Raw genomic sequence first — 15,646 nt, 5'->3', positions numbered from 1 at the left:
GCCACCGGTTCCCCTCTCACTGTCCTCTGCGGCACCGGGCGGGGCAATGGTCTGTACGCGGGCCTGCGGATGCGGCTTCTACCCTGGGGCTCATGGACACCGACCTGCTCGACGTGGACACCTCCCGGCGCCGCATCGTCGATCTGACCGATGCCGTCCGGTCGTTCTGCGCGCAGCACCGGGATGGCCTGTGCAACGTGTTCGTGCCGCACGCCACCGCGGGAGTGGCGCTGATGGAGACCGGATCCGGGTCCGACGACGACCTGCTCGACACGCTCGAGCGGTTGCTGCCGCGCGACGACCGCTACCGGCATGCGCACGGGTCGCCGGGGCATGGGGCCGACCACGTGCTGCCCGCCCTGGTGTCGCCGTCGGTGACGGTGCCGGTCCGCAACGGCGAACCGCTGCTGGGCACCTGGCAGAGCGTCGTGCTCGTCGACCTCAACCGGGACAATCCGCGCCGTTCGGTGCGGCTGAGCTTCCTCGGCGCCTGAGCGCGGTCGTCGCCGTGACGGCGGCGGGTACTGTAGATCGGTCGAATTAACCGAACCCCAATAAGGATGCCTCAGACGTGCAGACACACGAGATCAGGAAGCGCTTCCTCGATCACTTCGTGAAAGCGGGCCACACCGAGGTGCCGAGCGCCTCGGTGATCCTCGACGACCCCAACCTGCTGTTCGTCAACGCCGGCATGGTGCAGTTCGTCCCTTACTTCCTCGGTCAGCGCACACCGCCGTGGGACCGCGCGGTCAGCGTGCAGAAGTGCATCCGGACGCCCGACATCGACGAGGTCGGCATCACCACCCGGCACAACACCTTCTTCCAGATGGCCGGCAACTTCTCCTTCGGCGACTACTTCAAGAAGGGCGCCATCGAGTTCGCCTGGACCCTGCTGACCAATCCGCAGGACCAGGGCGGGTACGGCTTCGATCCCGAAAGACTGTGGGCGACGGTCTATCTCGACGACGACGAGGCGATCCAGCTGTGGCAGGAGGTGGCCGGGCTGCCGCTCGAGCGCATCCAGCGGCGCGGGATGGCCGACAACTACTGGTCGATGGGGATTCCCGGACCCTGCGGCCCGTCCTCGGAGATCTACTACGACCGCGGACCCGCGTACGGCGTCGAGGGCGGACCCGAGGCGAACGAGGACCGCTACATCGAGATCTGGAATCTCGTGTTCATGCAGAACGAGCGCGGTGAGGGCACCTCGAAGGAGGACTTCGAGATCCTGGGGCCGTTGCCGCGCAAGAACATCGACACCGGCATGGGTGTGGAGCGGGTGGCCTGCCTGCTGCAGGACGTCGACAACGTCTACGAGACCGACCTGCTGCGCCCGGTGATCGATCTGGTCGCCGGCATCGCCCCCCGCGGATACGGGCAGGGCAACCACACCGACGACGTGCGCTACCGGATCATCGCCGACCACAGCCGCACCGCCGCGATCATCATCGGCGACGGCATCAGCCCCGGTAACGAAGGACGCGGCTATGTGCTGCGCCGTCTGCTGCGCCGCATCATCCGGGCCGCCAAACTGCTCGGCGTCGAACAGCCCGTGATGGCCGAGCTGATGGCGACGGTGCGCGACGCGATGAGCCCCTCGTACCCGGAACTGGACCGGGACTTCGACCGCATCCAGCGCATCGCGGTCGCCGAGGAGACCGCGTTCAACCGGACGCTGGCCTCCGGCTCGCGGCTGTTCGACGACGCTGCCCGCGCGACGAAGTCCTCCGGCACCACCGTGCTGTCCGGATCCGATGCGTTCACGCTGCACGACACGTACGGCTTCCCGATCGAACTCACCCTCGAGATGGCCGCCGAGGCCGGCCTCTCGGTCGACGAAGAAGGCTTCCGCGGGCTGATGGCCGAGCAGCGGCAGCGCGCCAAGGCCGACGCCGCCGCCCGCAAGCAAGCGCACACCGACCTCACCGCCTACCGCGACCTGGTCGACACGCACCCGACCGAGTTCACCGGATTCGACGAGCTGACCACCGAGGCCCGGATCCTCGGGATCTTCGTCGACGGCAGGCGGGTGCCCGTCGCCGGACACGACACCGCCACCGCCGAGGGCCGCATCGAGCTCGTCCTGGACCGCAGCCCGTTCTACGCCGAATCCGGTGGGCAGATCGCCGACGAGGGCACCATCACCGGCACCGGCGCCTCGGGGACCGCCAAGGCCGCCGTCTCCGACGTGCAGAAAATCGCCAAGACCCTGTGGGTGCACCGGGTCACCGTCGAGTCCGGTGAGTTCGTCGAGGGCGACACCGTGGTGGCGGCCGTCGACCCGCGCTGGCGGCACGGCGCCACTCAGGGCCACTCCGGAACCCACATGGTGCATGCCGCGCTACGACAGGTCCTCGGCCCCAACGCCGTACAGGCAGGTTCCCTCAACCGCCCGGGCTACCTGCGCTTCGACTTCAACTGGCAGGGTGCGCTGAGCGACGAGCAGCGCACGCAGATCGAAGAGGTGACGAACGAGGCCGTCGAGGCCGACTTCGAGGTGCACAGCTTCACCACCAACCTCGAGAAGGCGAAGTCGATGGGCGCGATGGCGCTGTTCGGCGAGGCCTATCCCGACGAGGTGCGGGTGGTCGAGATCGGCGGTCCGTTCTCGCTCGAACTGTGCGGCGGCACCCACGTGCGCAGCTCCGCCCAGATCGGGCCCGTCACCATCCTCGGCGAATCGTCGGTGGGATCCGGTGTGCGTCGCGTCGAGGCCTACGTCGGCCTGGACTCGTTCCGCCACCTGGCCAAGGAACGCGCGCTGATGGCGGGACTGGCGTCCTCGCTGAAGGTGCCGTCCGAAGAGGTTCCGGCGCGCGTGGCCGGCCTCGTCGAGCGACTGCGCGCAGCGGAGAAAGAGCTCGACCGCCTGCGGCTGGCGAATGCGCGCGCCGCGGCGGTCAACGCTGTCGCGGGCGCCGAGCTCGTCGGTAAGGTCCGACTCGTGGCGCAGCGGATGGCCGGCGGTATGTCGGCGGGCGATCTTCGCACACTCGTCGGCGACATCCGCGGCAAGCTGGGCGGCGACCCGGCCGTCGTCGCGCTGATCGCCGAGGGCGAGAACGACACCGTGCCCTTCGTGGTGGCCGTCAATCCGGCCGCGCAGGACCTGGGGCTCCGCGCCAACGAACTGGTCAAACAGTTCGGCGCGGCGGTGAACGGCCGTGGGGGCGGCAAGGCCGATCTGGCGCAGGGTTCCGGTAAGGGGGCGGCGGGCATCGACGCGGCATTGGCCGCGTTGCGTGCCGAGATCGACAGGAGTTGACCCCCGTGACCGACAGCGACCACCGCCTCCCGGACCGCCCCGGAGAGGGCGACCCGGGCCGCGGACGGCGCATCGGTATCGACGTCGGCAGCGTACGGATCGGGGTGGCGACCAGCGATCCCGACGGCGTGCTGGCCACACCGGTGGAGACGGTGCGCCGCGAACGTTCCGACCGGCATGTGCGGCGACTCGCGCAGTTGGTGTCCGAGCTGGAGGCGGTCGAGGTCGTGGTCGGGTTGCCGCGGACGCTGGCCGACCGGACGGGGCCCGCGGCGCGCGACGCCATCGACGTCGCCGAGGCGCTGGCGGAGAAGATCGCACCGATACCGGTGCGGATGGCAGACGAACGGCTCACCACCGTGTCCGCGCAGCGTTCGCTGCGCGAGGCCGGTGTCCGCGCCAAAGGGCAGCGGGCCATGATCGACCAGGTCGCGGCGGTGGGCATCTTGCAGAGCTGGCTGGATCAGCGGCGCGTGGCTCTGGCCGCGCCGGGAGAGGGCGGGCATGGCTGAGGACTGGCGTCGCGACCGTGCGGAACCGGTGGCGGTGGGACCGCCACGACGGCAGATGAGCCGCTCGGACCGGATGCGGATGGAACGTGGCCGCAGGAAGCGGCGCACGGCCGGTCTGCTGTCGCTCGGGCTCCTCATCGTCGTCGTCATCGGGGCGGTCTTCCTCGGGTCCAAGCTGTGGCACAGCATGTTCGGCGGCAACGGCAACGACTTCGCCGGCGACGGGGTCAGTGACGTCGTCATCCAGGTGCACGACGGGGACTCGACGACGGCCATCGGCCAGACCCTCCACGACAACAATGTGGTGGCGACGGTGAAGGCGTTCGTCGACGCCGCGGAAGGCAACTCGGGCATGACCGCGATCCAGCCCGGCTTCTACAAGGTGCGCACCGAGATCCCCGCCGCCAACGCGGTCGAGCGGCTGACCGATCCGCAGAGCAGGGTCGGCAAACTGGTGATCCCCGAGGGCCGCCAGCTCGACGACGTCTCCGACGTGAAGACGAAAGCGGTCACCGAGGGCATCTTCACGCTCATCTCCAAGGCCACGTGTGTGGATCTCGACGGCGAACAGCGGTGTGTGCCCGCCGACGAGCTCAAGCGCGTGGCCGCGACCGCCGCGCCCGCCGCGCTGGCCGTGCCGGAATGGGCGGCCCAACCCGTGCGCGCGATGGGCGACGACCACCGCCGCCTCGAAGGGTTGATCGCGCCGGGCGCGTGGAACATCGATCCGTCCGCCACGCCGCAGGAGATCCTCGCCACGCTGATCAGGTCGAGCGCCAACCAGTACGCGCAGGGCGGTCTGCTCGAGACGGCCAACGCGATGAACCTGTCGCCCTACCAGGTGCTCACGGTGGCGTCGTTGGTGCAGCGCGAATCCAAACCGGAGGACTTCGCGAAGGTCGCACGCGTCATCTACAACCGGCTGGCCGAGAACCGCACGCTGGAATTCGACTCGACGGTCAACTATCCGCTGGACCGCATCGAGGTCGCCACCACCGACGTCGACCGCGGACAGCTGACCCCGTGGAACACGTACGTCCGGGCCGGGCTGCCCGCCACGCCGATCTGCTCGCCGAGCCAGCCCGCGCTCGTCGCGGCCGAACAACCCGCCGACGGCGACTGGCTGTACTTCGTCACCATCGACCTGCAGGGCACCACGCTGTTCACGAGGGACTACAACCAGCACCTGGCCAATATCGAACTGGCGCAGCGCAACGGTGTCCTCGACAGTGCAAGGTAGGCGCAAGGCAGCCGTCCTCGGTTCGCCGATCGCCCACTCGCGGTCACCGCAACTGCATCTCGCGGCGTACCGCGAGCTCGGGCTGGGGGACTGGACCTACGAGCGCATCGAGTGCACGGCCGAACAACTGCCCGGGCTGGTCGGCGGCTTCGGCCCGGAATGGGTCGGGGTGTCGGTGACGATGCCGGGGAAGTTCGCCGCACTGCGCTTCGCCGACGAACGCACTGACCGCGCGGAGCTGGTCGGCTCGGCCAACACCCTGGTCCGCACCGCCCGCGGATGGCGCGCCGACAACACCGATGTCGACGGCGTCACGGGCGCGCTGGGCGCGGTGGACGGGCCGGCCATCGTGGTCGGTTCCGGCGGCACCGCTCCTGCCGCCGTCGTCGCGCTGGCCGCGCTCGGCGCCACCCACCTCACGATCGCCGCGCGCAACCGGGACAACGCGGCGACCCTGGTCGACCTGGCGCAGCGGCTGGAGGTCCCGGCCCGGTGGTGCGATCTCGACGACGCGGAACTGGCCGGGCTGGCGGCCGAGGCGGGCGCCGTGGTCAGCACCGTCCCCGCCGACGTCGCCGAACGGTACGCGGGGACGCTGGCGCGCACAGCGGTCCTGCTCGATGCGATCTACGATCCGTGGCCGACCCCGCTGGCGGCGGCGGTGCAGGCCGCCGGGGGCCGGGTGATCAGCGGCCTGCAGATGCTGCTCAATCAGGCCTTCGCCCAGGTCGAACAGTTCACCGGCCTGCCGGCGCCGAAAGAGGCGATGAGGGCGGCACTGCAGGGCGCTTAGCCTCGACGGGTGGCGTTGACCGCTGTGCTGGCGTGGCTTTCGGCGTTGACGTTCTACGACCTGCGCTGGCGCCGCCTGCCGAACTGGCTGACGCTGCCCGGCGCGGCGGTGGTCCTGATCGCGGCGGCACTGGCGGGCCGCGGTGGGCCCGCCGCCATGGGCGCGGCGGCGCTCTTCGCGCTCTATGCGGCCACGCATCTGCTGGCGCCGGCGGCGTTGGGGGCGGGCGACGCGAAGCTCGCGCTCGGGGTGGGCGGGCTGACGGGCGCCTTCGGACCCGACGTCTGGCTGCTCGCCGCGCTGAGTGCGCCATTGCTCACCTCGGCGTGCGCGCTGCTGTTGCCGGCGCGCCGCGAGCGCACGGTGCCGCATGGTCCGTCGATGTGCGTGGCGAGCGCGGCCGCCATCGCGCTGGTGCTGTTCTAGTCGGCGCCCCGATCAGTCGCTGACCTGAGCACCTTGCCGGTGACCCGGTCGGCGGATTTAGTCGCGAACAGCGGGCCATGGGAAGATGGGACCCGTGTTGCGTTGGACGACTGCCGGTGAATCCCATGGTCGCGCGCTCGTGGCTGTGCTCGAGGGCATGGTCGCGGGGGTGTCGTTGACGACCGAGGAGATCGGCGCCCAGTTGAAGCGCCGTCGCCTCGGCTACGGCCGCGGCGCCCGCATGAAGTTCGAGCAGGACGAGATCACCATGCTTGGCGGCGTCCGGCACGGCGTCACCCTGGGCGGCCCGATCGCCATCCAGATCGGCAACACCGAGTGGCCGAAGTGGGAGACCGTGATGGCCGCCGACCCCGTCGACCCGGCCGAACTCGCCGAGATCGCCCGCAACGCGCCGCTGACCCGGCCGCGGCCCGGCCACGCCGACTACGCCGGCATGCTCAAGTACGGATTCGACGACGCCCGCCCCGTGCTCGAGCGGGCGAGCGCCCGCGAGACCGCCGCCCGCGTCGCCGCGGGCACCGTCGCACGGTCCTTCCTGCGCGAGGCGCTCGGCGTCGAGGTCGTCTCGCACGTCATCTCGATCGGCGCGTCCACGCCGTACGACGGACCGCCGCCGCAGCCCTCGGACCTCGCCGCGATCGACGACAGCCCGGTGCGCGCGTTCGACGCGGCGGCCGAGAAGTCGATGATCGACGAGATCGAGGCGGCCAAACGCGACGGCGACACGCTCGGCGGTGTGGTGGAGGTCGTGGTGTCCGGACTGCCCGTCGGCCTGGGCTCCTTCACCAGCGGCAGCGACCGCCTCGACAGCCAGTTGGCCGGCGCGGTGATGGGTATCCAGGCCATCAAGGGTGTCGAGATCGGCGACGGATTCGAAACCGCCAGGCGCCGCGGCAGTGTCGCCCACGACGAGATCTACCCCGGACCCGACGGCATCATGCGGTCGACCAACCGCGCCGGCGGGCTCGAAGGCGGGATGACCAACGGGCAGCCCCTGCGAGTGCGCGCGGCGATGAAGCCGATCTCCACGGTGCCGCGCGCGCTGGCGACCGTCGACATGGCCACCGGCGACGAAGCCGTCGCGATCCACCAGCGTTCCGACGTGTGCGCGGTGCCCGCCGCCGGTGTCGTCGTCGAGACGATGGTGGCGCTCGTCCTGGCCCGCGCGGCCCTGCAGAAGTTCGGCGGCGACTCCCTGACCGAGACCCGCACGAACGTGGCGTCGTACCTGCGGGCCGTCGCGGAGCGGGAACCGGCCCCGGCCCAGCGGGCGCAGGCGTCGGGCTGATGGCGCCGCGGGCGGTACTGGTCGGCCTGCCCGGGTCGGGCAAGTCGACCATCGGCCGTCGCCTCGCCAAGGCCATGGGCCTGACGCTGCTCGACACCGACGCCGCGATCGAGGAGACCACCGGCCGCACCATCGCCGACATCTTCGCCACCGACGGTGAGCCGGAGTTCCGGCGCATCGAGGAAGAGGTGATCCGCTCCGCGCTGCAGACCCACGACGGGGTGTTGTCGCTCGGCGGCGGCGCCGTCACCACCCCCGGCGTGCGCGAGGCGCTGGCCAGGCACACCGTGATCTATCTCGAGATCAGCGCCGCCGAAGGAGTGCGCCGCACCAGCGGCAGCACCGTCCGCCCGCTGCTGGCCGGCGCCGATCGCGCCGAGAAGTACAAGGCCCTCATGGACGCCCGGGTTCCGCTGTACCGGCGGGTGGCCACGATGCGCGTCAACACCAACCGGCGCAACCCCGGTGCGGTGGTGCGCCACATCGTCACCCGGCTGGACCGGCCCGCCCCCGCCACGTCCGAGGCGAACCCCGCCGCCGCGACCAACCGGCCGCGACGCCGCCGCCGCCCGCCGTGGCGCCGGGACGCGGCCAGGGAGCAGGCCGCAGAACACACCGACGGACCACCCACGCCCGCGGTGATGGCGGCCCGCAGAGCGGGCCGAACCCCGGGCGGCGACAGCGACACGACCATGGAGAAGAACACGTGACAGAGCCGGTGACCGTCGACGTCCTGGTCGACCCGCCCTACCCGGTGATCATCGGCACCGGGCTGCTCGGCGACCTCGGCCGCCTGCTCGAGGGCAGGCACAAGGTGGCGATCCTGCACCAGCCGACGCTCACGCAGACCGCCGAAGCGGTGCGAAGCCACCTGGCCGACAAGGGAATCGACGCCCACCGCATCGAGATCCCGGACGCCGAAGCCGGTAAGGACCTACCCGTGGTCGGCTTCATCTGGGAGGTGCTCGGCCGCATCGGCGTCGGGCGCAAGGACGCGATCGTCAGCCTGGGCGGGGGAGCGGCCACCGACGTCGCGGGCTTCGCCGCGGCCACCTGGCTGCGCGGTGTCGACATCGTCCACGTGCCCACCACGCTGCTCGGCATGGTCGACGCCGCGGTGGGCGGTAAGACCGGGATCAACACCGATGCGGGCAAGAACCTCGTCGGAGCGTTCCACCAGCCCGCCGCCGTGCTCGTCGACCTCGCGACCCTGGAGACGTTGCCGCGCAACGAGATCGTCGCGGGGATGGCCGAGATCGTCAAAGCCGGCTTCATCGCCGACCCGCAGATCCTCGACCTCATCGAGAACGATCCCGAGGCCGCGATCGACCCAGCCAAAGATGTTCTGCCGGAACTGATCCGGCGTGCCATCGCGGTCAAGGCGGAGGTGGTCGCCGCCGACGAGAAGGAATCCGCGCTGCGGGAGATCCTCAACTACGGCCACACCCTGGCCCACGCGATCGAGCGCCGTGAGCGCTACCGGTGGCGCCACGGTGCGGCGGTGTCGGTGGGCCTGGTGTTCGCCGCCGAACTCGGCCGCCTCGCCGGGAGGCTGGACGACGAGACCGCGGACCGCCACCGCTCGGTGCTCACCGCGCTGGGTCTGCCGGTCGGCTACGACGCCGATGCGCTGCCGCAACTGCTGGAGTACATGGCGGGCGACAAGAAGAACCGCTCCGGTGTGCTGCGGTTCGTCGTCCTCGACGGGCTCGCCAAACCGGGCCGGCTGGAGGGCCCCGACCCGTCGCTGCTCGCCGCGGCCTACTCGGTGATCGGAGGGAACCGATGAGCGAGCCGACGAGCACGGTCAACGTGATCAACGGCCCCAACCTGGGCCGGCTCGGCCGTCGGGAACCCGACGTCTACGGCAGCACCACGCACGCCGACCTGGTGGCGATGATCGAGCGGGAGGCAGCCGATCTCGGGCTGAAAGTGTCAGTGCGCCAGAGCGACAGCGAAGCCGAACTGATCGGCTGGGTCCACGCCGCCGCCGATGCCGGCGAACCGGTGATCCTCAACGCCGGAGCGTTGACCCACACCTCGATCGCGCTGCGGGACGCCTGCGCCGAACTACGGGCGCCGCTGATCGAGGTGCACATCTCGAACGTCCACCGGCGCGAGGAATTCCGTCACCATTCGTATCTGAGCGCGGTCTCGACCGGAGTGATCGTGGGGCTCGGCGTGCAGGGCTACCTGCTCGCGCTGCGCTACCTCGCCGCGGCTTAGGCGCGCTGCTCGGGCGGCGCTTCGGTCGCCACCGGCGACGTCTGGCCGTTCGCCGAATCGTCGTTGCCGCCGGGCCGCACCGCGGCGAACACGTCGGTGTCGGCACGGTCGTCGTCCTCACCCTCACGCCGGCGCGGCTGGTCGGGCGTCTTTCGGTCGACCAGCCAGCGGCCCAGCGCCACCCCGGCGATCGCGAGCAGGAACGTCAGCAGCGCGGTGAACGCCGCGAACGTGGTGATCTCGTTCAGCAGCGCCTCGACGTAGAGGTTCTTGTAGAACATGCCGATGAACCACGCGACCAGCCCGCTGACGATCCCCGCGAACAGCCCGGTCAGCAGCCAGGTCATCGCGAGGTCCGAACGGCGATCCGGGTCGGGGTTGCGGCGGGCGTCCTGACGGCCGTCGATGAACCCCCACGCGAACGCCACGATCGCGTACACCGCGACCAGCGCGAAGCTGATCGTCGCCGCCCTGGTCTCCCACGCGTTGATCATCGCTCCCTGCAGCAATCGGACGATCACCATCAGGGCCGCGAACACCAGTCCGCGCAGTAGCCACTTGCTCATGGCGCAACAGCGTAGCGAGTAGCGTCAGCGGCTGTGACTCTTTCCCAGCGTAGAGACCGACTGCGCGATCGGCTGGCCGCCGCCGAACTGGACGCGATGCTGGTCACAGACCTGGTCAACGTCCGATACCTGTCCGGATTCACCGGATCGAATGCCGCGCTGCTCGTGCGCGTGTCCGACACCACCCCGGTACTCGCGACCGACGGGCGCTACCGCACGCAAGCCGCCCGGCAGTCGCCCGACGCCGAGATCGTCATCGAACGGGCCTGCGGGCCGTACCTGGCCGGCCGCGCCGCCGCCGACGGGGTGCGCCGCCTCGGCTTCGAGAGCCACGTGGTCACCGTCGACGGACATCGCGGCCTGCTGCAGGCAGCAGGCGACACCGAACTGGTCCGCGCCCCCGGCCAGGTGGAGGCGCTGCGCGAGGTCAAGGACGCCGGCGAGGTCGCGATCCTGCGGCTGGCCTGCGAGGCCGCCGACGCCGCGCTGGCCGACCTGCTCGCCGCAGGCGGGTTGCGGCCGGGGCGCACCGAGAAGCAGGTGCGCCGTGATCTGGAGGCGCTGATGCTCGACCACGGCGCCGACGGGCCGTCGTTCGAGACGATTGTCGCGGCCGGAGCCAGTTCCGCGATCCCGCATCACCGGCCCACCGACGCGGTGCTGACGACCGGCGACTTCGTCAAGATCGACTTCGGTGCGCTGGTGAGCGGCTACCACTCCGATATGACCCGCACCTTCGTGCTGGGCAGCGCGCAGGACTGGCAGCGGGAGGTCTACGACCTGGTCGCCGCCGCGCAGCGGGCCGGCACCGACGCGCTGGCGGCGGGGGTCACGCTCTCCGAGGTCGACGCCGCGTCGCGTCAGGTCATCGCCGATGCCGGGTACGCCGAGCACTTCGGACACGGCCTCGGGCACGGGGTGGGGCTGCAGATCCACGAAGCGCCGGGAATCAATGCCGCTGCCGCCGGTACACTGCTTGCTGGCTCTGTGGTCACCGTGGAGCCCGGTGTCTATCTGCCCGACCGGGGCGGGGTCCGCATCGAGGACACGCTGGTCGTCGGCTTCGACACGGGCACCACACGAGACACCCCCGACTTGCTCACCCGGTTCCCCAAGGAACTGGCCATCATCGATTAGGAGATTCACCGAACGTGGCATCGACCGCCGACTTCAAGAATGGGCTCGTCCTGCAGATCGACGGCCAACTGTGGCAGATCACCGAGTTCCAGCACGTCAAACCCGGTAAGGGTCCGGCGTTCGTGCGCACCAAGCTCAAGAACGTGGTGTCGGGCAAGGTCGTCGACAAGACCTACAACGCCGGGGTGAAGGTGGAGACCGCGACGGTTGACCGCCGCGATGCGACCTACCTCTACCGCGACGGCTCGGACTTCGTGTTCATGGACTCCGAGGACTTCGAACAGCACCCGCTGCCCGAGGCGCTGGTGGGCCGGCTGGCCGGCTTCCTGCTCGAGAGCATGCCGGTGCAGATCGCCTTCCACGACGGCACTCCGCTGTACCTCGAGCTGCCGGTGACCGTCGAACTCGAGGTCACCCACACCGAACCCGGCCTGCAGGGTGACCGCTCCAGCGCGGGCACCAAGCCGGCGACGCTGGAGACGGGCGCCGAGATCCAGGTCCCGTTGTTCATCAATACCGGTGACAAGCTCAAGGTGGACTCGCGCGACGGCAGCTACCTGGGTCGCGTCAACTCCTAGTCATGTCTGACCGCAAACCGGATCGTGGCCGCCACCAGGCCCGTAAACGCGCCGTCGACCTGCTGTTCGAGGCGGAGGCGCGCGGACTGACCCCCGCGGAGGTCGCCACCTCGCGCAACAAGCTGGCGGGGACGCAGCCCGACGTGACGGCGCTCAACCCGTACACCGTCACCGTCGCGCGTGGGGTGACCGATCACCGCGCCCACATCGACGATCTGATCTCGGCGCATCTGCACGGCTGGACGCTGGACCGGTTGCCCGCGGTCGACCGCGCGATCCTGCGGGTCGCCGTGTGGGAGCTGCTGCACGCCCAGGACGTCCCGGAACCGGTCGCGGTCGACGAGGCCGTCGAGCTGGCCAAACAGCTGTCCACCGACGATTCGCCGGGCTTCGTCAACGGGGTGCTCGGTCAGGTGATGCTGGTGACGCCGCAGATCCGGGCCGCCGGCGAGGCGGTCCGCGGTGCGGTCGGCGGCGCGCAGGGTGGCGCGGAGGGCTGACCCGGCCACGATGGCTACTCCACAGGACTGGGCGCCGTACTCGAGCATCACCGATGCCGCGAAGGTCTATCTGCGCGACCCCGAGCTGGCGCTCGAACAACTGCGGGCCGTCGTCGACCTGCCCGAGGTGACGTCGTTCATCATGTCGCGCGGGTCGACCGACGAGCAGTGGGGCGAAGCCCTGTGGCAGGAGGTCGTGCTCACCGACGGCCGCCGGCTGGTCATGTGGCGCGCCGACGACGGGCTGAGTTCGGAGGGCGACCGGGAGCGCCGCATGCTCGACGTATCGGTACGGACCATCGTGTTGTCGACGATCAGCGACCACGTGCTCACCGCCGAATACGAGGTGCTCGAGGACGGCACCCGCCGGCTCTCCGACGTCACGTTGCGGCTGTACACGCAGTTGCTCACCCGCACCCGGCAGAAGTCGGCGACCGAGAGCGACCTCTACTGCGAGTCGTTCAGGTACCACAAGTCGGTGGACCACGGGGGTCTGGCGCAAATGCAGCGGCTGCTGCAGTTCGGCCGGGTGTTGTCGCGCTGCCTGGCGTGACCGCTCAGGGCCGCCGCGCCTCCTCGGCGGCCGAGTACTCCGGCAGCGTGATCGCGTCGGCGGTGCGGAACCACAGCCGCGACGCGATCGGCCGCAGCGGCCAGCGTTGCATCCACTTCATCGCGGTCGCGTTGTCGGAGATCTCCTTCTCCGTCAGCGGCGCGTACCGGTCGAGCGTGTTGTTCAGCTTCTGGCAGCGGTCCACGTAGGGCCGCATCACCGTGTCGTACCTGCCGAACACCGCGCGTAGCCGGTCGACAGTGAGATCCGTTGCAGCCGAACCCAGTTCGCCGGCCAGCAGGTAGGCGCCGACGAGGGCGAGGCTGGTGCCCATGCCCGACAGCGGGGAGGCGCAGTACCCGGCATCGCCGACGAGGGTGACCCGCGACGACGACCACGACGCCATCTTCACCTGCGCGAACGAGTCGAAGTAGAAGTCCTCGGCCTGCTCGGCGGCCGCCACCAGCGCATCGCACTGCCACCCCGCGCCTGCGAACCGGTCCCGCAGCATGCGCCGCTGCCCGTCGAGGTCGTGCCGGTCGTAGGTGAGGGACTCCGCGCGAAACGACAGGCCGGCCTTGACAGTCGACGGATCGTGCGACGGCCGCATCGACGCGTTGAGCCCGCCGGGCGCCTGGAACATCAGGTACCAGCCGTCGAGGCCGACCGTGTCGGGCGCCGAGAACCACGCGTTGTATCCGCCGAGCGGGGTGACGAACTGCTCCTCGGGTCCGAACACCAGCCGGCGCACCGCCGAGTGAGGTCCGTCGGCGCCCACCACCATGTCCGCCTGCATCGTGGTGCCGTCGGAGAACGTCACGTCGACGCTCGCATCGTGTTCGGACAGCGCGGTGATGCGGGTGCCGAACCGGTACTCGCAGCGGTCCTTCGTCGCCCGGTACAGCACGTCGACGAGGTCGCCGCGCAGGATCTCGAGTTTGGACACCGGACCGTTGCCGTCGAACGCCGTCACCGGCATCTCGGCCCGTCGGCTGCCGTCCGAGCGCACCCACGCGATGCCGCGCTGGAACAGCGCCCGGCTCTTCATCTGGTCGAGCAGGCCCATCCTGGCCACCACGTCGGCGCCCGCGCCGCGCAGGTCGACGGTCTGCCCGCCGGGCCGGATACCGTCGGCGGTCTCCACCACCACGACGCGATATCCGTTGCGCGTCAACCACAGTGCCAGTGCCGGGCCGGCGATTCCGGCGCCGCTGATCAGGACGGTCGGTGCGGGCATGGCGACAGGTTAACCGCGCCGGCGCCGCCGAGTGCTCAAATACCGAGCGCGGCGTAGGTGCGTCGCACGAACTTCGGTTGCACCGATTGCAGTTTCATCAGCGACGTGTTGCCCGCGACCGCGGCGGCGGCGTCGGCGCCGAAGTTCGGCAGGTTCTGGATGAGGTAGACGAGGATCAGGTCGGCGCTCGGATCGGCCTGCCACCACGTGCCGTAGGCGCCCGGCCAGCTGAACGTCCCCAGCCCGCCCGGCCCGAACAGCTGGCGCGACTTGGCGGGGTCGGTGACCACGGAGAGGTTGAGCCCGAATCCCCGGCCGAGCCAGAACGGCATCCCGAGGAACGGATGCTTCTTCTGCTCGGCGGTCAGCCGGTCGGTGCGCATCAACCGCACGGACTCCTCGGAGAGCACCCGCACCCCGTCGACCTCGCCGCCGGCGAGCAGCATCCTGGCGAACCGCAGATAGTCGTCGGCGGTGGAGAACAGGTTCGCCCCGCCCATGCAGAACGGCGGCGGCGTGGTCGCCGGCGGGCCCATCGCATCGTGGCTGAGCGTGTCGTCGCTGGTGAGCTTGTACATCGTGGCGACCCGCCCGCGGTTCTGCGGCGCCACGAAGAACGCCGTATCGACCATCCCGAGCGGGCCCAGGATCCGCTCGGTGAGCACGTCCTGCAGCGACTTGCCCTCGATCCGCTCCAGCAGGATGCCGAGCACATCGGTGGCGTTGCTGTAGGTCATCCGGTCGCCGGGCTGGTGCTGCAGCGGTAGCGCGCCGATCTCGGCGAGCCACGAATCCGGGTTCTGCCTCGCCGAGATCCGCCCGTACGCGCGGGCCAGCGGGCCGGTGACGGAGAAGAAGTAGGCCAGCCCACTGCGGTGGGTCATCAGGTCGTCGACCGTGATCGGCCTGCGGGCGGGGTGCGTCCGGTCCAGGGGCCCGCCCGGGGTGTCGAGCACCGCCATGTCGGACATTTCGGGCAACCAGGTGGTCACCGGGTCGCTCAGCGCGAACCGCCCCTGTTCGATCAGGCTCATCGCCGCCGCGACCGTGATCGGCTTGGTCATGGACGCGATGCGGAAGACGGTGTCGCGCTGCATGGGCAGTTGCGCGCTGACATCGCGGTGGCCGAGTTCGTTGACCTGCACCACCCGCCCCGCCTGCCACGCCAGGGTGACGGCGCCGGACAGCAGCCCGGCGTCGATCGCTTCACGGATGGACGCCTGGTTGCCGTCGAGATTCACGGTGCCCAGGCTAGCCAGGGCGGGGGCGATGCCGCTGCGGTGGTAGGCTTCCGGCAGTTTGAC

The 15,646-nt window shown here is 70.3% G+C and carries 17 protein-coding genes; 14 read left to right on the top strand and 3 right to left on the bottom strand.

The features are described 5' to 3' along the window. The first annotated feature begins 92 nt into the window (after positions 1-92). From G6N30_RS09570 to aroQ, 10 genes are all read left to right on the top strand, one after another. A complete protein-coding gene (locus G6N30_RS09570; RefSeq protein WP_134052203.1) occupies positions 93-494 on the top strand; it encodes a secondary thiamine-phosphate synthase enzyme YjbQ in 402 nt (133 codons plus the stop codon). 77 nt (positions 495-571) lie between these two features. After that, complete coding sequence (alaS, locus tag G6N30_RS09565) at positions 572-3,265, top strand: alanine--tRNA ligase (protein ID WP_134052201.1); 2,694 nt, start codon at positions 572-574, stop codon at positions 3,263-3,265. Between the two features lie 5 nt (positions 3,266-3,270). Beyond that, positions 3,271-3,777, top strand: coding sequence for a Holliday junction resolvase RuvX (gene ruvX, locus G6N30_RS09560; protein WP_134052199.1), 507 nt, complete (start codon positions 3,271-3,273; stop codon positions 3,775-3,777). Beyond that, a complete protein-coding gene (locus G6N30_RS09555) occupies positions 3,770-5,017 on the top strand; it encodes an endolytic transglycosylase MltG (RefSeq protein ID WP_134052197.1) in 1,248 nt (415 codons plus the stop codon). The genes ruvX and G6N30_RS09555 overlap by 8 nt, the downstream gene beginning before the upstream one ends. Then, positions 5,007-5,810, top strand: a complete 804-nt coding sequence (locus G6N30_RS09550) for a shikimate dehydrogenase (protein ID WP_179965617.1) — start codon at positions 5,007-5,009, stop codon at positions 5,808-5,810. Before G6N30_RS09555 ends, G6N30_RS09550 begins: the two co-directional genes overlap by 11 nt. A 9-nt stretch (positions 5,811-5,819) precedes the next feature. Then, positions 5,820-6,236 (top strand): prepilin peptidase, encoded by a 417-nt coding sequence (locus G6N30_RS09545; RefSeq protein ID WP_234880084.1) that lies wholly within the window; start codon positions 5,820-5,822, stop codon positions 6,234-6,236. A 94-nt stretch (positions 6,237-6,330) separates the two neighbouring features. Further along, complete coding sequence (gene aroC, locus G6N30_RS09540; protein WP_134052193.1) at positions 6,331-7,545, top strand: chorismate synthase; 1,215 nt, start codon at positions 6,331-6,333, stop codon at positions 7,543-7,545. After that, entirely contained in the window at positions 7,545-8,255 is a 711-nt protein-coding gene (locus G6N30_RS09535) for a shikimate kinase (protein ID WP_134052191.1), read from the top strand. Before aroC ends, G6N30_RS09535 begins: the two co-directional genes overlap by 1 nt. Further along, a complete protein-coding gene (gene aroB / locus G6N30_RS09530; RefSeq protein ID WP_134052189.1) occupies positions 8,252-9,334 on the top strand; it encodes a 3-dehydroquinate synthase in 1,083 nt (360 codons plus the stop codon). The genes G6N30_RS09535 and aroB overlap by 4 nt, the downstream gene beginning before the upstream one ends. After that, on the top strand, positions 9,331-9,771 hold the full coding sequence (gene aroQ / locus G6N30_RS09525) for a type II 3-dehydroquinate dehydratase (RefSeq protein WP_134052186.1): 441 nt from the start codon (positions 9,331-9,333) through the stop codon (positions 9,769-9,771). Before aroB ends, aroQ begins: the two co-directional genes overlap by 4 nt. Here aroQ and G6N30_RS09520 read toward each other — a convergent pair. Continuing rightward, positions 9,768-10,337, bottom strand: a complete 570-nt coding sequence (locus G6N30_RS09520; RefSeq protein ID WP_134052184.1) for a B-4DMT family transporter — start codon at positions 10,335-10,337, stop codon at positions 9,768-9,770. The genes aroQ and G6N30_RS09520 overlap by 4 nt on opposite strands. A gap of 33 nt (positions 10,338-10,370) precedes the next feature. Here G6N30_RS09520 and G6N30_RS09515 point away from each other — a divergent pair, with 33 nt between their 5' ends. Genes G6N30_RS09515 through G6N30_RS09500 form a run of 4 tightly spaced genes read left to right on the top strand, consistent with a single transcriptional unit; the run spans position 10,371 to position 13,105 of the window. Further along, the gene (locus tag G6N30_RS09515; protein ID WP_134052182.1) at positions 10,371-11,474 is read left to right on the top strand and encodes an aminopeptidase P family protein; all 1,104 of its coding nucleotides are present in this window, start codon (positions 10,371-10,373) and stop codon (positions 11,472-11,474) included. Positions 11,475-11,488: 14 nt separating this feature from the next. Further along, on the top strand, positions 11,489-12,052 hold the full coding sequence (efp, locus tag G6N30_RS09510) for an elongation factor P (RefSeq protein WP_134052180.1): 564 nt from the start codon (positions 11,489-11,491) through the stop codon (positions 12,050-12,052). 2 nt (positions 12,053-12,054) lie between these two features. After that, positions 12,055-12,552, top strand: coding sequence for a transcription antitermination factor NusB (gene nusB / locus G6N30_RS09505; protein WP_134052178.1), 498 nt, complete (start codon positions 12,055-12,057; stop codon positions 12,550-12,552). Positions 12,553-12,562: 10 nt separating this feature from the next. Then, entirely contained in the window at positions 12,563-13,105 is a 543-nt protein-coding gene (locus G6N30_RS09500; protein ID WP_134052176.1) for a hypothetical protein, read from the top strand. Positions 13,106-13,109: 4 nt separating this feature from the next. Here G6N30_RS09500 and G6N30_RS09495 read toward each other — a convergent pair whose 3' ends face one another. Together G6N30_RS09495 and G6N30_RS09490 are read right to left on the bottom strand one after the other, a co-directional pair. Beyond that, the gene (locus G6N30_RS09495; protein ID WP_134052174.1) at positions 13,110-14,342 is read right to left on the bottom strand and encodes an FAD-dependent monooxygenase; all 1,233 of its coding nucleotides are present in this window, start codon (positions 14,340-14,342) and stop codon (positions 13,110-13,112) included. 35 nt (positions 14,343-14,377) lie between these two features. After that, positions 14,378-15,583 (bottom strand): serine hydrolase domain-containing protein, encoded by a 1,206-nt coding sequence (locus G6N30_RS09490; protein ID WP_134052172.1) that lies wholly within the window; start codon positions 15,581-15,583, stop codon positions 14,378-14,380. Positions 15,584-15,646: the final 63 nt, after the last annotated feature.

The organism is Mycolicibacterium litorale (assembly GCF_010731695.1).
In the GTDB taxonomy this organism is placed as follows: Bacteria; Actinomycetota; Actinomycetes; order Mycobacteriales; family Mycobacteriaceae; genus Mycobacterium; species Mycobacterium litorale.
The sequence above is the reverse complement of the archived record's forward strand: the minus strand, read 5'-3'. Positions and strand labels throughout refer to the sequence as shown.